This window comes from Catellatospora sp. IY07-71, assembly GCF_018326265.1.
In the GTDB taxonomy this organism is placed as follows: domain Bacteria; phylum Actinomycetota; class Actinomycetes; order Mycobacteriales; family Micromonosporaceae; genus Catellatospora.
In genome coordinates this window covers 4434512-4453983 of record NZ_AP023360.1, presented here as the reverse complement: position 1 = coordinate 4453983, position 19472 = coordinate 4434512, and the positions used below count along the sequence as shown (strand labels likewise).

Here is a 19472-nt window from a genome sequence, read left to right as displayed (position 1 = left end):
GTACACCTCCCTTGACGGTGGTTTCCACCGGCCAGAGCGGCTGCGGCGGCGCGGTGAAACTACCGTCGGCGCACGACAATTTCCATTCGCCGCCGCGAACCGGGGCTCACTCGTCCGCGACCGTGACGACGACGTTGCCGGTCTTGTGGCCGGAGTCGACGTAGCGATGCGCCTCGGCGATCTGCTCCAGCGGGTAGGTGCGGTCGATGACGATGCGCAGCCGGTCCTGCTCGATCAGGTCGCGGACGTAGACCAGCGCCTCGTTCTTGGACACCGACATGCCGGTGACCACGCGCGGGCCGCCGCGCAGCGCCGTCCACCAGGACAGCGGCACGTGGTGCAGGCCGGTCGTCGGCAGGTAGCAGCCGCGCGGGGTGAGCACCGGGCGGCATTTCGCGAACGTGCTGCGGCCCAAGGTGTCGAACACGACGTCGTAGGTCTCGGGCCGGGTGGTGAAGTCCTCGGCCGTGTAGTCGATCACCTGGTCCGCCCCGAGGGACGCGACCAGCTCCAGGTTGCGGGTGCCGCAGACGCCGGTCACGTGCGCGCCGAGGTGTTTCGCCAGCTGCACCGCGTAGGTGCCGATGCTGCCGGACGCGCCGATGACCAGCACCCGCTGACCCGGCTGGAGTCTCGCCTTGTCGCGGAGGAAGAACAGTGCGGTCGTGGCGCCGTCCACGGCGGCGGCGGCCTGCCCGTAACCGATGTTCGCGGGCATGGCCGCCAGCGAGCCGCGCTCCGGCATCACGTTGTAGTCGGCGTACGCGCCCAGGCCGAAACCGGTGAAGCCGAACACCCGGTCGCCGGGCCGGAACCGGGTCACCCGCGCGCCCACCGCGACCACCTCCCCGGCCAGCTCCGTGCCGAGCGTACGCAGCCGGCGGCGCGGCCGGGTGAAGCCGATGATCACCCGCCCCCAGCGCGGCTCCCCCCGGCGCATCGCGCACTCGGCCGAGGTGACCGTGGTCGCGACGACCCGGATCAGCACGTCGCGCTCGCCGGGCGTGGGAGTGTCCACTTCGGTAAGCCGGAGCACGTCAGGCGCCCCGAACTCGGTGTGCACGACTGCTCGCATGACGACCCCATCCCTGCGGCGGCAACGGCATCGGGCGACATCGGCCGATGCCTCACGCTAGGCGGCGGGCCCGCTGCCCCGCATCGGCGTGAACCCTGAACCCGCCCCCTAGGTGCCCGTCGCAACGGGATCGATGGATGTCGAGAAGGGCTGCTATTCTCCGGCCATGTCCGATGCTTCGGGGGCGTCGCACGCCGGGCGACCGCCCACCCCCCGTTTCCTCGCGGCCTGGCTGTGCGCGGCCGGAGCCGCCGTGCTGATGGTGCTGGTCGCGGTCGCGCTCGTGTCCGGCGACGCCTTCGGCCGGGGTGACGCGAGCGTGAGCGGCAGCGCGTTCGCCGCCGTGGTCGTGGCCCTGCTGCTGGTGGCCGCCGTCGCGACGGCCCTCGCCTACGCCGGGCACGCCGTGTGGCGGCACGGCCGCCGGCTGCCCGCCGGGATGCTGGCCGGGCTGGCCCTGCTGCTCAGCGTCTGGGGGCTCGTGGCGGAGTTCGCCGAGTCCGGCGGCGGCGAGCAGCGATCGCTGCTGAGCTGGGGCGCGCTCGCGGCCTGGGCAGTGGCGGTCCTGGTGTCCCTCGCGATCCCGGCCTCGACGACCTCGATCCCGGTGCCCGCCACACTCCCGCCGCCGAGCTGAGGCCCGCGCCCGACATCCCGTGAGCCCCGTGCGCTGCTATTCGCCGGACCGGCCGGTTGGGCTCGGGTGCGTGGCCGGTGTCTCCGAAACCGCGCAGACACTGAAGCGGCAGCTCAGCGGCGCGGGACCGGGCGCAGCGGATCGGGGCCGAGCTGCTCCAGTGCGTAGCCTTCGGGGTAGTGGCGGGACGGCTGGCCGGGCACGAAGAAGTCCCTCGGCTTCCGGAACCGCCGCGTCACCGCGCTGAGCCGCAGCATCACCGCGACCGTGACCCGCACCGCCGGGCCCGGCCGGGGCACGCCCAGCGCCCGGCGCAGGTCCTCGTCGAGCAGCGCGTCGCCGAACGCGCCCGCGAACCGGCGCAGCGGCCGGGGGAACTTCGCCGCCAGCAGATGCCGGGTCGCGCCGATGAGCGCCGTCGCGGCCGGGTCGTGGCCCAGCTCGGCGCGCTCGAACCCGTCGAACCAGGCCTCGAACTCCGCCCACGTCGGCGGCAGGTCGCGGATGTTCATCAGGCGGCCGACTTCGCTCCAGAAGTGGAACGCCGCGTCCCGCTCCTCGGGTCGCAGCCGGCGCGGGCCGTGCCGGTTCACCCAGCGCACGGGGATGAAGATCAGCGTGCCGAGCACGTAGCGGTACTCGTCCGGGGTGATGTCGTACACCCGGTGGATGCGGTTGAGGGCCGCGATGACGTGGCGGCCGCGCGGGTGCGCCGGGCCGTGGTGGATCAGCTCGTACAGCATCAGGCCGGTGTCGTCGGCGCGCTTGCCGGTCCGCTCGGTCATCTCGCCCGTGTCGGCCAGCAGGCGGGCGATCCGCGGGATCGCGAACGTGCGGTAGAACGCCAGGTTCAGGCCGATGCGCATGTCCGGGCCCAGTTCCCGCAACGCGACCCGCCGGTACACCGCGTGGTGCTCGGCGAGCGGCACCGGCTGCTGCGACATGGTGCGGCTCCTCCCCGTCCGGAAAACCTCCACGGCGGGTGGTAACCGCGTCGGCCGTGCCGGACATTCCCGGGTATGGAATCAGACGACGCGGCCGCACGCGCGCGCTTCGAGGCGCTGTTCGACGCGCACTACGCGGAACTGACGCGGTTCGCCTCCCGCCGGGTGGGACCGGACACGGCCGGGGACGTGGTCTCCGGCACGTTCCTCATCGCCTGGCGCAGGCTCGCCGAGGTGCCCGAGACGCACCCCCGGGCCTGGCTGTACGGCGTGGCACGGCACGTCATCGCCAACGAGCTGCGCTCCCGCGAACGCCGGGACCGCCTCGTCGCGAAGGCGGGCGGTGCCGGGCACGCCGTCACCGAGGACCACGCCGGGCAGGTCGGCGAGCACCTGCGGGTGCGGGCGGCGCTGGCCGCGCTGTCCCCCGCCGACCAGGAGGTGCTGCGGCTGACCGCGTGGGACGGGCTGGACGTGGCCGAGGCCGCGCTGGTGCTGGGCTGCAGCCGCACCGCGCTCAAGGTCCGCCTGCACCGTGCCCGCCGCCGCTTCGCGGCCCGCCTGCGGGCGGCCGAGGGAGCCGACCTCTCCACCGCCCGGCGCGGTCCACTGCCGACGATCCTTCCCGAAGGGAGTACCCGCTGATGAACGACCTCACCGAGCGCAGCCTGCACCGGCTGCGCGCCGCCGACCCGGCCGTCGCGCCACCCGACCCGCACGACCCGTACGCCCGCGCCATGCTCGACCGGGTGCTGGCCACCGCGGACCGCACCGTGCCCGCCCGGCCGCGCCGCCTCCTGCCCCGCCTGGCGATCGGCGCAGCCGCGGTGCTGGCCGCCGGGGCGCTCGCGGTCGTCCAGCCCTGGTCCGCCGGGGAACCGGCCACCGCGTACACCGTCGACCGGCACTCCGACGGTTCGGTCAGCGTGACCATCCGCGCGCCGCAGCTCACCGATCCGGCGAAGCTGAACGCCGAGCTGGCCCGGACCGGCACACCGGTGATCGTGCTGGCCATGGTGCCCGCCGAGCACTGCCCGGTGCCGCCCGCCGTCGACCCGGCGTTCCAGCTGCCGCCCGACCCCACGCCGGAGCAGCGGGAGGCGCTGTTCGCGCGGATGCCGGTCCGCTACGAGCCGCGCGGCGAGCAGGTCGTCATCCTGATCCAGCCGTGGAAGATCCCGGCCGGGGACACGCTCGTGCTCGGATACACCATCCGCCGTGACGCGGATCGCACCACCCTGGTGTGGCCCGCCGTGGTGACCGCGGTGCCGTCCTGCGTGGCGGAACCGGTTCCGGGCCCGGGACGCTGACCAGGGCCGCACGGCTGCTGCCGGACGTCGGCGGGGGCGGCTACAGTTCCGTTCGCCGCCGGACGAGGGCCAGCAGCCGTGCGGTGAAGGGATGCCGTCCATGTCCGACCCGACCACCGAGGGCTACACCGTCTCCGTCGCCGAGATCGAGGGGATGGTCCGCAACCTGTGCGGGTACGCGTTGAGCGAGCCCGATCCGCTGCAGCGCTACCTGGACCTCACCCATCACCAGGTGCTGTTCGACGGGATCGTCGAGGCGCTCCGGCGCGAACGGGGCCGTGCCCTGGCCGATCTGGTGGTGTCCGGGACGCCCGTGGAGGCGGTCGCGGCGAAGACGAACCTCGGCGCGGTCCCGAAGGTGCGCAAGCTGATCACCCTGGCCGGGGAGAACGACCGGGTCAAGGCCGCGGCCGCCGCCGCCAAACCGGCCAAGGCCGCGAAGGCTGCGAAGGCTGCGAAGAACGCGGCAGACGCCGAGCAGCCCGATACCCCGCCGCCGCCACCGATCCGGATCACCGGCAAGCGCATGCTCACCGCCGCCGAACGCATCGCCCTCGGCCTACCCGCCGACGGCCCCGTCCCCCGCCCCAAACCGGCCAAGCGCCGCCGAGCCGCGGCCTGACCGGCCCACCCCGCGTGCCCCGCGCGCCGCGCCCCGCGCACGCCGCGCGCCGCGCCCAAGATCGCTGGTTCGTGTCAGAAAGTGCGGTCTGACCACAGGTTTTGACACGAGACAGCGATCTTCGCCCGGCGGCCGCCGAGGCGAGCCGGTCAGGACAGCGCCAGCACGTCGTAGGGGTCGAGTGCGTCGGTGTAGTGGTCCGGGTGGAAGGTCGCGAGGGTGGCGCCAAGGTCTTGGACCGCCGCCACGGCGTGGGCGGTGCCGTGTCCCAGGGTGCCTGCCGCAGCGGCGACGGCCGGGACCAGGTCCATGTGCAGCGGCAGCACCTCGACCGGGCTGTCGTCGCGGCTCACCAGGTCGGTGACCAGGGCCTGCTCCTCCTTCGCGAGGCCGGGCCACAGGTCGACCAGGCAGAGCGCCGGGATACCGGCGAGGTCGCCGTCCTCGGCGATGGTCTGGAGCAGTTCACCGACCGAGACCGACTCCAGGCGGGCGTAGGCGCGCACCGCCGACGCGTCCAGCACGACGGTGATGTTCACGCGGCCTGCTGCCTGCCGTTCGCGCGCTGCCGGCGGACCTGGTTCAGCCGCTCCCGCATCGCCGCGACACCGACATCCGTGACGGCCCGGTCGCCGGTGTAGCCGTGCTCGGCCAGCATCGCCTTGATCCGGTCGAGCCGCCGGTCCCGCTCGATCAGGCTCGCGAGGTATGCCGAGGTGTTGCCCTTGCCCTTGGCGCGCGCGTACTCCGCGAGGTCCACGGGCAGGCTGATCGACGTCCGGTCCACCTGCTCCTTGTTCATACGGAAACGGTACACCGTAATACTGATCAACATCTTCCGATCAGCCGTGCCGCCGCTCCGCGTTCGGCTAGATCACTGGTTCGTGTCGAAGGTGGAGTCTGACCAGAGGTTTCGACACGGAATCGCGATCTTGCCAGCCGGGCGCGGAAGTCACGCGGCGAGAATTTCGGCCGCGGCGCGTTCGCCGGAGGAGATGGCGCCGTCGATGTAGCCGCACCAGCGTTCGGCGGTCTCGGTCCCGGCCCAGTGGAGGCGGCCGACCGGCTCGCGCAGCGCCGCGCCGACCTGGGTCCACGCGCCCGGCGGCAGGTGCGCGCCGTAGCAGCCGCGGGTCCACTCCTCGGCGTTCCAGTCGCGCTCCAGGAACGCGACCGCGTCCATCGCTTGCGGCCCCACGTAGCGGGCCAGCGAGCGCAGCACCTCCTCCCGCCGCTGCTCGTACGGCAGCTCGCCCAGGCGCAGCGACTCCGGCCCGTCGAGGAACGCCAGCAGGATGCCGGGCGAGCCCTCCCCGGGCGGCGTGGCGTCGAACGCGACCTTCACCGGCCCGCGATCGCTCGCGCACTCCGCGGACAGCCCGTCGGCCCGCCAGAACGGCTCGGCGTACACGGCGTGGCACTTGATGATCCCGCCGTGCGGGACGCGCTGGGTGAGCTGGTCCCGGCGCGGGGGCATGGCCGGGCGGTACGCGATCCGCCCCGCCAGCGTCGGCGGCACCGCCACCACCACGCGCGACGCCGCGAACTCGGCGTCGTCGGTGCGCACCCGCACCCCGTCGGCGTCCTGGGTGATCGCCCGGACCGGGCTGTCCAGCCGGATCCGATCGCCGAGCTGCGCGGCGAGCCGGACGGCGAGCGTGCCCATGCCCGCGGCGACCCGGTCCTGCTGAGCACCGCCCGTCGTGGTGATCAGATGCTCCAGGCTGGTGCCGCTGGCGGCGTAGAACAGCGCGTGCAGCAGCGACAGGTTGGCGGGCACCGTCGCGAACACGGCCTCGCAGGCGGTGCGGAAGAAGTCCCGGCCGCGTTCGGTCCAGCAGACACGGCGCAGCCAGCTCTCGAAGGTCTGCCCGTCGAGCTCCCCGGCGCGCGGGGTGCGCCAGGGCGCGGCGAGGTCGACGGTGCGGGCGAGCCGGTCGAAGCGCAGCTGGGTCTGCCCGACGTCGGCCAGGGTCAGCGGGTCGAGCTTCGGGATGCGCCCGGTGTAGCGGCGGGCCCTGCCGCGGAACAGGACCAGCGCCGCGCCGCCGCCGTACTGCTGCGGGTAGGTCTCCAGGCCGAACCGGGCGAGTTCCTTGTAGAGCAGGTCCTGGCCGGGTCCGGCCCACTGGCCGCCCTGGTCGACGACGTGGCCGGGGAAGCCGGGGACGGGCACGGTGAGCGTGCGGCCACCGACGCGGTCGCGGGCCTCCAGCACGAGCACCCGGCGTCCCGCCGCGGCGAGCCGGTCGGCGGTGACGAGCCCGGCTACCCCGGCCCCGATGACGATCACGTCTGCGTCCATGGTGGGGGATGGTATGCGAGCGATTCTCGCTATAGGGTCCCCCGCGTGACCGAGTCCGTGATCACCTCCTCGCCCGCCCCGGCGGGACTCGGCCGGCGGCTGGCCGGCTTCGTGCTGGAACTGCTGCTGTGCGCGGCGACCCTGGTGGTCGGCTGGCTCGTGTGGTCGGTCCTGGAGTGGCGGCACGGCCGCACGCCCGCCAAGCGCCTCCTCGGCCTGCGGGTGGTCGACGCGGTCACCGCCGAGCCCGCCGGCCTGCGCACCATGGCGCTGCGCCAGCTGGTGTACGCGATCGGCGTGGTCGGCCTGTTCGGCGCGGCCACCCTGGGCCTCGGCCTGGTCATCGCGGCGCTGTTCGCGCTCTCCCCCACCCGCCAGGCGATGTGGGACCGCCTCGCCTTCACCGCCGTCATCCGGGACCAGGCGTGACCGCGCCCCGCCGGATCAGCCGCCCGCTCGGCCGGGGCGCACGGCTGGCGCGGCTGCTCGCGCTGCTGGTCGTCGTGCCGTGGACGCTGGTCGCGGTGACCAGCCAGGTGCCGGGTCTCATCTCGACGGTCACCGGCGCACCGGACGGCGCGGGCCGCCCGACGGCCGCCGAGTGTGCGGGCTACCGCTCGCCGGGGCGGGTGCCGGTCACCGGGCACACCGCGCCGGGCGCGAAGCTGCGGGTGTTCGCGATCGGCTACCACCTGAACCTCGACCACGCCGAGAGCTACGAGACCTGGCGCACCGCGATGCGCTGCCTGATGGAGGACACGGTCGTCCCGCACCTCACCCCCGGCGTGCCCGCGCTGGTGGTGTTCCCCGAGGACATCGGCCTGCCCACGATCGGGCTGGGGGTACGCAGCGCGGGCGTGCGCGCCCAGGCGAAGGGCCCGGCCCGCGCCGCCTCCGACGCCGTCCCGCTGGGCATGGCGGGGGCGCTGGCGCAGCTCAACGTCGCCTACGCGCCGCAGATCGCCGCATACCAGGCGAAGTTCGGCGGGCTCGACCCGCGCAAGCAGGTCTTCCTGGCCGCGACCGACACGTTCGTGCGCGCGTTCAGCCGCACGTTCTCCGAGATCGCCCGGGACTACGGCGTGTACGTGGTGGCGGGCAACAACCAGGCCCGCTACCGGGTCAGCCGCGATCCGGCCGAGGTGGCGCTGTTCGCCGACCCGGCGCGGCGCGCCACCGGCACCGCGTACGTCGCCACCTCACCTCGGGTGACCAACTCGACGTTCCTGTGGGGCCCGCACGAGGTCGCCCCGGACGCGCCCGAGTTCGAGCGCAACCTGCTGTTCCGCAACGAGAAGGTGCCGCTGACCGCGCTGGAGCTGGACCTGCTCGGCCTGGACGAGGGCCCGGCGACCGGACCGGCGGCGCTGGCCAACGCGGGCGGCGTGGACGTGGCCGGATTCACCGTCGGCTTCGCCACCTCGCTGCCCGCGTTCCAGTACGGCTACCCGTTCGGGCGGCGCCCCAACGGCTTCGAGCCGTGTGCCGACCTGCGCGTGTCGTACGCCGCCTGCCAGGACCACCTCGGCGTGGACCTGATGATCCAGGCGGACGCGAACCCGGGCCGCTGGGCGACGGCGGCGCAGAGCGGCGGCTGGCAGCCCCTGGAATGGATGGGCTCGACCTGGCGGGCGGTGGCCGACCCGACCGTCGGGTTCCGCTACAACGTCACGCCGATGCTGACGGGCAACCTGTTCGACCTGGTCTTCGACGGGCAGAGCGCGATCACGGGCCGGGGTGCGCAACAGCCGCCCCGCCGCTACGTCGGCACCGCCGCGGTCGAGGGCGCCGATCCCGCCGAGTACGCCGTCTACGCCGGCCCCAAGCCGGAGTTCCTGGCGCTGTCGCCCTGGGCGGGCCCGGACGGCGACCGGGCGGGGCTGGCCGCGACCGCCGCCGAACTCGCCCCCGGCTCCGGTTCGCCGCGCGAGAACGCATACCCCGAATCGGTCGTCTACGCCGATCTCACCTGACCGGTTCCACACAGTGGACGTCCGTGGACTACGTTGCTCGCCATGGGTCTCCTGGACAGGTTCTTCGGATCGCCCCGGGACAGGTTCGCCGCCGAGGCGCTGCGGATCGCCCGCCGCGCGCCCGGCATCGTGCGCGCCGCCTACGACGCGGAGAAGTTCGCCGTCGCCGCGTGGCGCGACGGCTCCGGCAGCCCGGTCTGGATCTACCTGGCGAACGTGTTCGCCGAGACCCAGGACGCCCGGCCGGCCGATCGGGCGGCCCGCCTCACCCAGCTCGTACGCATCATCCTGACCCCGCACGACGACGAGGGCTGGGACGAGGTGCGGACCCGGCTCCGGCCGGTGCTGCGCCCCGACACGTTCGGGCAGGCCGGGCCGATGGGCATGGTGCCGCCGCTGTCCCGGACCGCCCTGCCGCACCTGCGGGAGCTGGTGGTCGTCGACCGCCCCGAGTCGATGGCGTACGTGACCCCGCCCCGGCTGGAGGAGTGGGGCGTCAGCGCCGACGACGTGTTCGCCGCCGCCCGGCAGAACCTCGCCGAGCTGGCCGAGCAGTCGCTGCGCCAGCACTGGCCGGACGGCAACGCCATGGTGCGCATGGTGGACTCCGGTGACGGCTACTTCACCTCGCTGCTGCTGGCTCCCGGCTGGCTGGCCGGGGTGAGCGAGCGGATGGGCGAGCCGGTCGTCGCGTTCGTGCCGGACGTGAACACGGTGCTGCTGTGCCCGGCCGACGGCGGCGCGGCGACCGCGCTGCACACGATCGTGGAGAGCGAGTTCAGCGAGGCCGCGCGCAGCATCTCGCCGGTCGGCTACATCGCCGGGGACGGCGGCCGGGTGGTGCCGTACGCGCCGCCCGCCGGCCACCCCGCGCATCCCGCCGCCCAGCGCGCCCGCGTCCTGCTCACCGTGACGCAGTACCGCTCGCAGACCGAGTGGCTGTCGGCGCAGTACGCCGAGCACGGCATCGACGTGTACGTCGGCGGCCTGCTCGCGGCGGCCGCTGCGGACGAGCCGCCGTTCACCGTGGCGTCCTGGGGCGACGGCATCGAGTCGCTGCTGCCGGAGGCGGACTTCATCGCGTTCGCCGGGCCGGACGGCGTCTGGGGCCGGGTGCCGTGGGACGCCGTCGCGCGGCTCGTCCCGCTCACCCCGGAGCCCCTGCTCACCCCCGCCCGCTACCGCGTCGGCGGCTGGCCCGCCCCCGACGTGATGCAGCAGCTGCGCGCGTACGCCGTCGACTGACCCCGGACATGATCGTCCGACTTGCCTGGCAGGCGGGCGAATCTTGGACGCGCTTTCGCCCAGTTGCCTGGCAAGTCGGACGATCGAGGGCGGTCAGCGGCCGTCGAAGCGGTAGGTGGTCTGGCTGAAGTGCAGGCCCTTGCCGAAGCCGAACGCCTTGGCCGGCTCGATCCGGAACACCAGCGCGGTGCCGCCCGCGTGGTGGAACGCGCCGTCGGACACGGTGAAGCGCCACTCCTGGCCGTACTTGGCGAGCCAGATCCCGGCCAGCCGCTGTAGCGACGGTTCATCGGTGACGCGCACCGCGTCGCCCTCGACGACCAGGTCGAGGCCCTCGGCGAGGGTGCTCGAACCGGTCGTCAGGACGCAGTGCGGATTCTCGGCGAGGTTGTGCGCCTTGCGTTCGCCGGGGCCGGTGCAGACGTGCACGGCCCCGTCGGCCCATACCGCGATCACCGGGGTGACGTGCGGGCGGCCGTCCGGGCGCACGGTGGACAGCCAGTACACCTGCGCCCGGGCCAGCTGCTCGCGGGCCTGCTCCCACGGTGTGGAGATCGCGTCCTCGCTGCTGTAGCGCGCGTCGAGCACCGCGACCGGACTTCCGCCTGCCATGACGGTCACCTTCCGGGACGGGTCACCTGTTCGGCGGCGACTGGCTGATGTCGGCCAGCGCCGAGTCGGGGTCACGCTCCGTGGCCAGGTCGCCGATGGAGACGATGCCCACGGCGTGCCCGTTCTCGGTCACGGGCAGGCGGCGCAGCGCGTGCTCGCGCATGAGCTGCACGGCCCGGGACACGGGCTCGTCCGGGCGGATCGTCACGGCGGGCTCGCTGACGACGTCGCGGAGCAGGGTGCTGTCGGGCTGCTTGTGCTCGGCGAGCGCGCGTACCACGATGTCGCGGTCCGTGAGCACGCCCTCCAGATTGCCCTGCCGGTCGGTGACCAGCACGTCACCGATGTTGCGCCGGCTCATCTGCTCGGCCGCCTCCGTGATGGTGGCGCTGTCGGGCATGCACACCGGATCGGTGGTCATGATGTCTCGTACCATCTGCGCGGTTGCCATCTCAACCTCCTTGTGTGGCATTTCCGTGCAATGGTTGTCTTCCCCGCTCGAACCGGACCAAACGTGATCCGGCCGAGCGGGACGCCGTCAGGTGAAGATGCTGACTCCACCTGGGCCGACCAGCAGGCCGACGACGATCAGCACGATCCCCCACAGGATCTCCCTGCGCAGCAGGGCGAAGATACCCGCGATCACGAGTACGACCGCGAGAATCCACAGCAGCGTGGCCATGTGCGTCCCCCTTCGATCTGTGCATCGGCCCGCGCTCCGCGACGGAGGGTGGTGCCGATTCGCACCATTTATCCGTTACCCGGGAACGATCTCGGCCAAACGCGGGGCCGGCGTCAGCCGGTCAGCGCCGAGGCGGCCAGGCGCAGATCGGCCACCAGACCGGCGTAGAGCGCGTCGCGGTCGACGGCGCGCAGCACCGCCGACGGGTGGATGGTGGCCACCAGCCGCGCCCCCTCGTCCGCGAACAGCTCCGGCCGGTGGGCCGCCGCCGGCCACGGCAGCAGCACTCCGCGCGAGCCGGAGACGGTCGCCGCCGGGCCGAGCAGGCCCTTGAGCGCGGTGCCGCCGAGCGCCACCAGCACCTGCGGGTGCAGCAGGCCCAGCTCGGCGGCCAGCCAGGGCAGGCACGCCACGATCTCGGCGCGGTTGGGGTTCTCGTGGATCCGGCGCTTGCCGGTCGCCGTCGCCTTGAACTTGAAGTGCTTGACCACGTTCGTCACGTACGCCTCGGCGCGGTCCAGGCCCGCCTCCGTGATCGCCCGGTCCAGCAGCCCGCCGGCGGGCCCGACGAACGGCGCCCCGCGCCGATCCTCGACGTCGCCGGGCTGCTCGCCGATCAGCACCACCCGGGCGTGCTCCGGCCCCGCCCCGAACACCGTCTGGGTGGCGTCGCGGTAGAGGTGGCAGCCCCGGCAGTGCGCGGCGGCCGCCCGCAACCGCTCGATCGACCCCGGGTCCGCCGGCACGAACGCCTGCGCGCCCCGCTCCGTCTGCACAGCCATGAGGGGACGCGTACCCAGCCGGGCCGGGCGGGAATCAGGCGACCTCGACCGGATCCAGCCGCAGCCGCTCGATCAGCAGCGCGCGGTGCAGGTTCGCCACCGGCGCGACGAGGTCCGGATGGCGCAGCAGCGCGGCCGCGCGCCGGTCCTCGGCGTCCGGCTCGACCAGCCGGGCGAAGTCGTGGGCGCCCCCGGCGGCGTGCTCGCAATCCGCCACCGCGGTCAGCGCGTCGGCGGTCAGGCGCGCGTCCGACAGCAGGCAGGCGGCCCAGCTGGCGACGACCTCGTCGACCCAGCCGCGCCAGACCCGCTCGCTCTCGCGGTCGCCGTCGTACTCGTCGGCGCGCACGGCCCGGTCCAGCCCGGCGGTGCCGCCGGGGCCGAGCATCGACAGCAGGCCGGCGTCCGTCTCGGTCGGGTAGCGCAGCCACGCGGCCAGGGTCGCGGCCTGGCGGGCCTGCGCGAGCACGCGGGCGGCCTGCGCCGGGCCGCCGTCGGACGGGTAGGCGCGGGCGAGCCAGTGCGTGGTGGCGGCGATGACGGGGGCGAGGCCTGCGGTCACGACAACCTCTCAGGGTGGCGCGGCCGCGTCGTCGCGGCCTGCCCCGCCGGGTCCGGCGAGGATCCGCAAGCTTAGCCGCGAATCCGCCCCGGCCGGTCCGCGATCTTCGATGGGTACGCGCGGCCCCGCCGCAGAATGTGACATGCCCGATACCTGTGGTATGCAGCAGAGGTGGATCGCGACCCCGCCGAGGACCTGCTGGCCATCGCCGTCGAGCTGGAGCGGGCCGGCGAGGCCGGCTACCGGATCAAGGCGTTCCGGCGGGCCGCCCAGACCGTGGCGGCCACCGGCCGGGCCGAGCTGGCCGCCCGCGCCGCCGAGGGCACCCTGGCCAAGCTGCCCGGCCTGGGCGACGTGACGGCTCGCTGCGTCGCCGAGTCGCTGGCCGGGGAGGAGCCGGTCTACCTGCGGCGGCTGCTGGCCACCGCGGACCGGCCGCTGGACGAGGCGACCGAGGAGCTGCACGCCGCCCTCCGTGGCGACTGCCACAGCCACTCGGACTGGTCCGACGGCACCGAGAGCATCGCCGGCATGGCCGACGCCGCCCGCGCCCTGGGCCGGGAATACCTGGTGCTCACCGACCACTCCCCCCGGCTCACCATCGCCCGCGGCCTGTCCGCCGAGCGCCTCGCACAGCAGCTGATCGAGGTCGAGCGGCTCAACGCCGGCTACGGCGACGGGTTCCGGCTGCTCAGCGGCATCGAGGTGGACATACTCGACGACGGGTCGCTGGACCAGACACCGGAGTTGCTCGGCCGCCTCGACGTCGTGGTCGCCAGCGTGCACAGCAGGCTGCGCTCCCCCGCCGACGAGATGACGGCCCGCATGCTTGCGGCGGTCGCCGACCCGCACATCGACATCCTGGGCCACTGCACCGGGCGCCTGGTCCGCCGCGCGGCCGGTGACACGGGCACACAGTCCCGGCCGGAGAGCGAGTTCGACGCGGTGGCCGTGTTCGCCGCGTGTGCCGCCCGGGGCGTCGCCGTGGAGATCAACTCCCGGCCGGACCGGCTCGACCCGCCCAAACGGCTGCTCCGGCTCGCGGTGGAGGCCGGGTGCCTCTTCGCGATCGACTCGGACGCGCATTTCAGCACGCAGCTCGACTGGCTGCGCTTCGGTTGTGAGAGGGCCGCGCGCTGCGGCGTGCCAGTGGACCGAGTGGTCAACACCTGGCCCACCGACCGCCTGCTGGCCTGGACCCGCCGCGACCGCGGCTGATCATCGTCCGCGCTCCGGGTCCGCGAAAGACCTGCGCCCCAGGTTTCCGGGGTAGGGTGTCGGCAGCACCCGAAGGCTGGACTGCTGGAAGTCACCCAGGGTCACGTGGAACTCGCGTTGTTCGCGTCGTCGCGTCACCGACATCGACACCGATGCAACGTGAGGAGTCCATCCATGGCAGACCGGATGCTGCGGGGAACGCGGCTGGGAGCCAACAGCTATGTGCCGGTGCGGGGGATCGAACTCGCCCCTAGGCAGATCTGCGAGTTCAGCTGTGCCCATGGACACCTCTTCGAGGTGACCTTCGCCGGCGACGTCGAGCCGCCGACCACCTGGGACTGCAGCTTCGACGGCAACCCCGCGCGGCGCGTCGACGCGCCCGCGGACCCGCAGCAGCACGGTCGGGCCCGGCGTACCCACTGGGACATGCTCCTGGAGCGGCGCTCGCTCGACGAGCTCGAGGTCCTGCTCGACGAGCGGCTGGCCGTGGTGCGCGAGCGGCGCGGCCGCGCCGAACCCGGCTCCCGCCGAGCCCACCGCGACGGGTGACGCCCCGCACCCGGCCGCGTCCGGACGGCCGGGACGGCGGCCACCGGCGTGTATGGTGGGGAGACAGTTTCTTGTTTGTGGTTCTTCCACCTCCCCTGGATCATCTATCCCGGGGTCGGGTTCTCCTTCCGGATTACCGCGGTTGCCGCTGCTCGAGACGGCCCATCGGGGCCTCGCGACGCACGCGGGACCCCCTGTATCAAGGAGAACGACATGGCCACCGGCACCGTGAAATGGTTCAACGCCGACAAGGGTTTCGGCTTCATCTCCGTCGACGGCGGCAGCGCCGACGTCTTCGTGCACCACTCGGTCATCCAGCTCGACGGCTTCCGCGAGCTGCGGGAGAACGAGCGCGTGGAATTCGACATCGTGCAGGGGCCGAAGGGCCCGCAGGCTGAGGCCGTACGCCTCGTCTGACCCCGGCCACCCGCCGGCGCGGCCCGGACGCCGTAGCCCGGTTCCGCGAGTCACCTCACGGAGCCGGGCCCGGCGTCCGGCCGTCCCAGATCGCCGGCGGCCGGCTCTCCCGGGTCGTGCGCCGTCGCCTGGCCTACCTACCGCGAAAGGCTCCAGTTTGAGCACAGCAGCACCCCACCGGGCACGCCGGCGCAGGCGTCCACCGCAGGTTTCCCCCGCGACGACGACCGGCGCGGCCCCCGCCGTCACCGAGCAGGCGGCTGCCCAGCCGGACGCGCGCGGCTTCGCCGAGCTGCCCCTGCACCCGGCGCTGCTGGGCGTCCTGGCGGCGCAGCGGCTCACCGTGCCGTCGCCGATCCAGGCCCGCACCATACCCGACGCCGTCGCCGGCCGGGACGTGCTCGGCGGGGCGCGCACCGGCTCGGGCAAGACGCTGGCGTTCGGGCTGCCGATGCTGACCCGGCTGGCCGGCCGCCGTGCCACCGCACGCCGCCCGCTGGCCCTGGTGCTCGTGCCCACCCGGGAGCTGGCCGCGCAGGTCAGCACCGCACTGGCCCCGTACGCGAAGGCGCTCGGCCTGCGCACCGTCACCGTGGTCGGCGGCCTGTCGCTGGGCCGCCAGAGCGACCAGCTGCGCAACGGCGCCGAGATCGTCATCGCCACTCCCGGCCGCCTCAACGACCTGCTCGAACGCGGCGACTGCCGGCTCGACGAGATCGCCGTCACGGTGCTGGACGAGGCCGACCAGATGGCCGACATGGGCTTCCTGCCCCAGGTGACCTCGCTGCTGATCGCGACCCCGCCGGGCGGGCAGCGCATGCTGTTCTCCGCCACGCTGGACGGCGACGTCGACCGGCTGATCCGCCGGTTCCTGACCGAGCCGGCCCGGCACTCGGTCGACCCGCCTGCCGGCGCGGTGGCCACCATGGACCACCACCTGCTGCACATCGAGGCCGCCGACAAGGACGCCGCCACGGCGCGCATCGGCGCCCGCGACGGCCGCGTCATCATGTTCGTCAAGACGCAGCACCGCGCGGACCGGGTCGCCAAGCGCCTGCTGGCCAGCGGGGTCACCGCGGCCGCGCTGCACGGCGGCAAGACCCAGCCGCAGCGCACCCGCATCCTCGAACAGTTCCGGTCCGGTGCGGTCAACGCGCTGATCGCCACCGACCTGGCGGCCCGGGGCATCCACATCGACGACCTGGACCTGGTCGTGAACTACGACCCGCCCAACGACGCCAAGGACTACCTGCACCGCGGCGGCCGCACCGCCCGCGCCGGGCGCAGCGGCACGGTCGTCACCCTGGTGTCCGGCGACGAGCGCCGCGCCACCTCCCGCCTGCTGGCCGCCGCCGGCGTCAAAGCGCGCACGACGGCGGTGGGCCCGCACGATCACGAGCTGACGCGCATCACCGGGGCGCGTACGCCCTCCGGGATCCCCGCCGTGCTGCCCGCGCCGGTGCCCGCGACACCCGAGCAGGCACCGCCGGCCGCCCGTGGCCGCCGCCGCGGCCGGAGAGCACGGTGAACCCGCCGACGCCGCGGGCGGCGTTCCCCGGGTGGTGGCGTCATGTCTGACGACCTGCGGATCCGTCTGCGCACCCGGGCGGGCGAGCTGTGCCTGCTCGTCGCGGGCGAGGTCGACATGGCGACCGCGTACCTGCTCGGCAGGGTGACCACGGCGGTGCTGCGCACCCGCGACGCGGCGAGCCTGTCCATGGACATGTCCGCGGTGACGTTCATCGACGCCGCCGGGATCGCCGCGGTCATCGGCTGCCGCCGCGAGGCGGCCGAGCACCGCCTCCCCTTCGCCATCGTCAACCCGTCCCGGGCGGTCACCGCCACCATCGGTTTGTGCGGAGTGGAGCACCTGCTCACGGGGTCCGCCGCCGCGCAGGCGCGGACCTCGGCCCCCGCCTGCCGCACCCACCATCGCCGCCGGCCTCCGTCAGGACGGCCACAGCCCGCACGTCCCTGACGCCCGGGTGAGGGTAAAGGAAGGGCACCTTCTTATCGTTATGTGTATAAGAAGGTGCCCTTCCTAACTCTTCCTCGTCCCGTGCCACGCCGCCGACCCCGGCCCGGGACGCGCACGTGACGGTGCCTGCGGCGCGGCGCGGTGATCTAGGGTCGGTGACATGCCCCCAGCACAGATCCCCGGCGCGACGCTGCTCCAGCGCGGCGGCACGGTGCTGGCCGAGACCGTCGCCGCCGGCACCACGGCCCGGACCCGCTATCAGATCGCCTCGGTGAGCAAGCAGTTCACGGCGGCGGCCGTGCTGCTGCTGGCGCAGCGTGGAGCGCTGGCCCTGGACGACCCGATCGGACATCGGCTCGGCGGCTGCCCTCGGGCCTGGCGCGGCATCACCCGGCACCACCTGCTGAGCAACTCGTCCGGGCTGGGGCACTGGGACGAGTACCCGCTGATCGACCTCCACCGCCGGGTCGAGCCCGATGAGCTGCTCGCGTCGTTCCACGAGGTGCCGCCGTTGTTCGCGCCGGGCGCCCGCTTCCACTACAGCAGCCCCGGGTTCGTGCTGCTGGCGCACGTGGTGGCCGAGGCCGCCGGGATGGCGTACCAGCAGGCGCTGGCTGAGATGATCTTCACGCCGCTCGGTATGGCGGACACGTTCGCCGGGGAGCCCGGCGACCGCGCGGACCTCGCCGTGGGCCGCGACGCGAGGGGCGAGCCGGCGCCGCCGTACGAGCTCGACGTCGTGGCGATGGGCGCGGGCGACCTCTGGTCCACCACCGGCGACCTGCTGCGCTGGGTGGACGCGCTGGGCTCCGGGCAGCTGCTCGACGAGCGGCACCGCCGGCTGATGCACACCGCGCACACGCCGACCGGCGGCGGGCCGGACGCCGCCGGGTACGGCTACGGCCTGTTCACCGGCACGGTCGGCGGGACGCCGTGGTTTCACCACGACGGCGGCAACGCGGGATTCCGCTCGTTCCTGGCGTGGGTGCCGGAGCGGGACGTACGCATCGTGGTGCTGAGCGACTCCGAGGCGACCGGCGCCGCCGACCTCGGACCGCTGCTGGCGACGGCCCTCGCCTGAGCAGCCCGGACCAGTGAGGGGTTAAGAAGGGCACCTTCCTCTACGGAAAGCGTTAAGAAGGTGCCCTTCCTTGCAGGCGTATGCGTCGCCCGCCGCGCGGCGCAGCCGGAACGCGCGCTGCCGCACCTCCTCCGGCTGCCCGTCCAGGTGGGCGACGTACGCCGCCAGCTCGTCCGGGGTCAGCGCGGCGGCGCCGAATCGCTCGCCCGTGGCCGCCTCGCCCGCCCAGTCCAGCCCGCGCAGCGCGAACCGCAGCCCGTGCGGCCGGAACTGCGGCAGCTCGTCGTCCCGCAGCGCCGCAGCGCTGAGCCGCCACAGCACCTCCTGCGCGTACGGCCGCACCATTGCCGCATACGGCGAGGGCGCCTGCGCGGGCCCGCCGTATCTCGACGCGTCGCCGAACAGCTCGTTGCCCAGGAACCGGTCCTTGGCGAACGCCTCCTCGACCAGTGCCTCGTCCAGCCCGCCCGCCGCGGCGAGCCCGCCCAGCAGCCGCCCGCGATCACCGGCGCGCAGCGCCGCGCGGACCTCCTCGACCCTGGCCAGCAGCGCGGCCCGCTCCTGCTCGAACGCCTCGCGATACTGCTCCGGCACCGGATGGTGCAGCACCTCAGCCCCCGACCAATGCGGTGAGCCGCACGAACACCACCGGCTCACCTGTTTGCAGCACGATCTCCTCGTCCAGGGCGTCGGCCTGGACACCGTTCACGAACAGGGCGAACGCGCCCGCCTCGAACGCCCGCCAGGCGCGGGCGACCTCGGCGTCCGGATCGGGGTCCACCTCGGCGCGGCCGGGCAGGCGCACCACGCCCGTAGCGGCCTGTGCGCGGACCTCGGCGTCGGTGAGGTACTGCCGGTCCAGCAGCGCCCGGCAGCGAGAGTGGTCCCCGCGCCAGGCGCGGACCTGCTCGGCGACCGCGGCCCGGATCAGCTCGCGCACCGTCGTCCGCTCCCGCGCCAGCTCGATCAGCACGTCCGGCAGCCGTTCCCCGCCCGGGACCCGGCTACGCACCTCCACCCGCATCGTCGCCTCCACGCCTCGAAGATCGCCCGACCCTAACCGCCTGGTACGACACCGTCCGGACCGGACGGACCCGGCGCGGGTGACCGGCGTCCTACGTATGACTAGACGGCCCTACGCACCCCTCTAGGTAGCGCGCGGCCAGGCAAGATACGCCATCGCTGCGGATGGATCGGGCCCGCCGGGAGACGACTATTGGTCATGTCGGAAAGACAAGCACGACGGACTGAGGAGTCTGAGATGTTCGGATCGCCCGAGCTGTACTTCGATCTCGCGAAGCTGCACCACCGCGAGCTCCTGGACGAGGCCGAGAAGGAGCGGGTGGCCGCGAGGCTGCACCGCCACGGCCGCAAGCGCCGCCAGGCGCACGACCGCAACGCGCGGTGAACCCCACCGGCACAGGCCCGGGAGCCGTCACACGGCCCCGGGCCTGTTCGTATCCCCGCCCGCTGCGAAACC

Annotated in this window: 26 protein-coding genes; 14 read left to right on the top strand and 12 right to left on the bottom strand. The window is 73.8% G+C overall.

Features of this window, described 5'->3' with window-relative positions; all coding sequences use genetic code 11:
• Nucleotides 1–106: 106 nt before the first annotated feature.
• Nucleotides 107–1075 (bottom strand): NAD(P)-dependent alcohol dehydrogenase, encoded by a 969-nt coding sequence (locus CS0771_RS20005; RefSeq protein ID WP_212842396.1) that lies wholly within the window; start codon nt 1073–1075, stop codon nt 107–109.
• A gap of 166 nt (nt 1076–1241) precedes the next feature.
• On the opposite strand from CS0771_RS20005, the gene CS0771_RS20000 reads away from it, so the two are divergent.
• Complete coding sequence (locus CS0771_RS20000; protein WP_212842395.1) at nt 1242–1712, top strand: hypothetical protein; 471 nt, start codon at nt 1242–1244, stop codon at nt 1710–1712.
• Nucleotides 1713–1825: 113 nt separating this feature from the next.
• On the opposite strand, the gene CS0771_RS19995 is transcribed toward CS0771_RS20000, so the two are convergent.
• Nucleotides 1826–2656 (bottom strand): oxygenase MpaB family protein, encoded by an 831-nt coding sequence (locus tag CS0771_RS19995; RefSeq protein ID WP_212842394.1) that lies wholly within the window; start codon nt 2654–2656, stop codon nt 1826–1828.
• Nucleotides 2657–2731: 75 nt separating this feature from the next.
• On the opposite strand from CS0771_RS19995, the gene CS0771_RS19990 reads away from it, so the two are divergent.
• From CS0771_RS19990 to CS0771_RS19980, 3 genes are all read left to right on the top strand, one after another.
• Nucleotides 2732–3301 (top strand): RNA polymerase sigma factor, encoded by a 570-nt coding sequence (locus tag CS0771_RS19990; RefSeq protein ID WP_212842393.1) that lies wholly within the window; start codon nt 2732–2734, stop codon nt 3299–3301.
• Entirely contained in the window at nt 3301–3966 is a 666-nt protein-coding gene (locus tag CS0771_RS19985) for a hypothetical protein (protein WP_212842392.1), read from the top strand. Before CS0771_RS19990 ends, CS0771_RS19985 begins: the two co-directional genes overlap by 1 nt.
• Before the next feature lie 100 nt (nt 3967–4066).
• Entirely contained in the window at nt 4067–4588 is a 522-nt protein-coding gene (locus CS0771_RS19980) for a hypothetical protein (RefSeq protein ID WP_212842391.1), read from the top strand.
• Nucleotides 4589–4737: 149 nt separating this feature from the next.
• Here the strand turns inward: CS0771_RS19980 and CS0771_RS19975 are convergent, their stop codons facing one another.
• The 3 genes from CS0771_RS19975 to CS0771_RS19965 form a co-directional block, all read right to left on the bottom strand.
• The gene (locus CS0771_RS19975) at nt 4738–5127 is read right to left on the bottom strand and encodes a hypothetical protein (protein WP_212842390.1); all 390 of its coding nucleotides are present in this window, start codon (nt 5125–5127) and stop codon (nt 4738–4740) included.
• Nucleotides 5124–5390 carry a hypothetical protein gene (locus tag CS0771_RS19970; protein ID WP_212842389.1) on the bottom strand — a complete coding sequence of 89 codons (267 nt, stop codon included), beginning with the start codon at nt 5388–5390 and terminating at the stop codon, nt 5124–5126. The genes CS0771_RS19975 and CS0771_RS19970 overlap by 4 nt, the downstream gene beginning before the upstream one ends.
• Before the next feature lie 150 nt (nt 5391–5540).
• On the bottom strand, nt 5541–6893 hold the full coding sequence (locus tag CS0771_RS19965) for a flavin monoamine oxidase family protein (RefSeq protein WP_212842388.1): 1353 nt from the start codon (nt 6891–6893) through the stop codon (nt 5541–5543).
• A 45-nt stretch (nt 6894–6938) separates the two neighbouring features.
• On the opposite strand from CS0771_RS19965, the gene CS0771_RS19960 reads away from it, so the two are divergent.
• The 3 genes from CS0771_RS19960 to CS0771_RS19950 are packed head-to-tail and all read left to right on the top strand — an operon-like array spanning nt 6939 to nt 10111.
• Nucleotides 6939–7322: an RDD family protein gene (locus CS0771_RS19960; RefSeq protein WP_212842387.1), complete on the top strand. Its 384-nt coding sequence runs from the start codon at nt 6939–6941 to the stop codon at nt 7320–7322.
• On the top strand, nt 7319–8866 hold the full coding sequence (locus CS0771_RS19955; protein WP_212842386.1) for a hypothetical protein: 1548 nt from the start codon (nt 7319–7321) through the stop codon (nt 8864–8866). The genes CS0771_RS19960 and CS0771_RS19955 overlap by 4 nt, the downstream gene beginning before the upstream one ends.
• A gap of 42 nt (nt 8867–8908) precedes the next feature.
• Nucleotides 8909–10111 carry a hypothetical protein gene (locus CS0771_RS19950; RefSeq protein ID WP_212842385.1) on the top strand — a complete coding sequence of 401 codons (1203 nt, stop codon included), beginning with the start codon at nt 8909–8911 and terminating at the stop codon, nt 10109–10111.
• A gap of 93 nt (nt 10112–10204) precedes the next feature.
• Here the strand turns inward: CS0771_RS19950 and CS0771_RS19945 are convergent, their stop codons facing one another.
• The 5 genes from CS0771_RS19945 to CS0771_RS19925 form a co-directional block, all read right to left on the bottom strand.
• A complete protein-coding gene (locus CS0771_RS19945) occupies nt 10205–10723 on the bottom strand; it encodes a pyridoxamine 5'-phosphate oxidase family protein (protein ID WP_212842384.1) in 519 nt (172 codons plus the stop codon).
• A gap of 22 nt (nt 10724–10745) precedes the next feature.
• Complete coding sequence (locus CS0771_RS19940; RefSeq protein ID WP_244870904.1) at nt 10746–11174, bottom strand: CBS domain-containing protein; 429 nt, start codon at nt 11172–11174, stop codon at nt 10746–10748.
• A gap of 87 nt (nt 11175–11261) precedes the next feature.
• Nucleotides 11262–11405 carry a GPGG-motif small membrane protein gene (locus tag CS0771_RS19935; protein ID WP_203688747.1) on the bottom strand — a complete coding sequence of 48 codons (144 nt, stop codon included), beginning with the start codon at nt 11403–11405 and terminating at the stop codon, nt 11262–11264.
• A gap of 113 nt (nt 11406–11518) precedes the next feature.
• A complete protein-coding gene (locus tag CS0771_RS19930; RefSeq protein WP_212842383.1) occupies nt 11519–12187 on the bottom strand; it encodes a UdgX family uracil-DNA binding protein in 669 nt (222 codons plus the stop codon).
• 34 nt (nt 12188–12221) lie between these two features.
• A complete protein-coding gene (locus CS0771_RS19925) occupies nt 12222–12749 on the bottom strand; it encodes a hypothetical protein (RefSeq protein ID WP_212842382.1) in 528 nt (175 codons plus the stop codon).
• A 171-nt stretch (nt 12750–12920) separates the two neighbouring features.
• Between CS0771_RS19925 and CS0771_RS19920 the strand changes: the two genes are divergently transcribed.
• The 6 genes from CS0771_RS19920 (at nt 12921) to CS0771_RS19895 (ending at nt 17992) form a co-directional block, all read left to right on the top strand.
• On the top strand, nt 12921–13967 hold the full coding sequence (locus CS0771_RS19920) for a PHP domain-containing protein (protein WP_212842381.1): 1047 nt from the start codon (nt 12921–12923) through the stop codon (nt 13965–13967).
• Between the two features lie 174 nt (nt 13968–14141).
• Nucleotides 14142–14516 carry an RNA polymerase-binding protein RbpA gene (locus CS0771_RS19915; protein ID WP_212842380.1) on the top strand — a complete coding sequence of 125 codons (375 nt, stop codon included), beginning with the start codon at nt 14142–14144 and terminating at the stop codon, nt 14514–14516.
• A 213-nt stretch (nt 14517–14729) separates the two neighbouring features.
• On the top strand, nt 14730–14933 hold the full coding sequence (locus CS0771_RS19910; protein ID WP_212842379.1) for a cold-shock protein: 204 nt from the start codon (nt 14730–14732) through the stop codon (nt 14931–14933).
• Nucleotides 14934–15090: 157 nt separating this feature from the next.
• Nucleotides 15091–16461: a DEAD/DEAH box helicase gene (locus CS0771_RS19905; RefSeq protein ID WP_244870903.1), complete on the top strand. Its 1371-nt coding sequence runs from the start codon at nt 15091–15093 to the stop codon at nt 16459–16461.
• Nucleotides 16462–16503: 42 nt separating this feature from the next.
• On the top strand, nt 16504–16911 hold the full coding sequence (locus CS0771_RS19900) for an STAS domain-containing protein (protein WP_212842378.1): 408 nt from the start codon (nt 16504–16506) through the stop codon (nt 16909–16911).
• A gap of 160 nt (nt 16912–17071) precedes the next feature.
• The gene (locus tag CS0771_RS19895) at nt 17072–17992 is read left to right on the top strand and encodes a serine hydrolase (protein ID WP_212842377.1); all 921 of its coding nucleotides are present in this window, start codon (nt 17072–17074) and stop codon (nt 17990–17992) included.
• A gap of 21 nt (nt 17993–18013) precedes the next feature.
• Here the strand turns inward: CS0771_RS19895 and CS0771_RS19890 are convergent, their stop codons facing one another.
• The gene (locus CS0771_RS19890; protein ID WP_212842376.1) at nt 18014–18586 is read right to left on the bottom strand and encodes a hypothetical protein; all 573 of its coding nucleotides are present in this window, start codon (nt 18584–18586) and stop codon (nt 18014–18016) included.
• 16 nt (nt 18587–18602) lie between these two features.
• Nucleotides 18603–19028, bottom strand: a complete 426-nt coding sequence (locus CS0771_RS19885; protein WP_212842375.1) for a hypothetical protein — start codon at nt 19026–19028, stop codon at nt 18603–18605.
• A gap of 225 nt (nt 19029–19253) precedes the next feature.
• On the opposite strand from CS0771_RS19885, the gene CS0771_RS19880 reads away from it, so the two are divergent.
• Complete coding sequence (locus CS0771_RS19880) at nt 19254–19400, top strand: hypothetical protein (protein WP_212842374.1); 147 nt, start codon at nt 19254–19256, stop codon at nt 19398–19400.
• Nucleotides 19401–19472 lie beyond the last annotated feature (72 nt).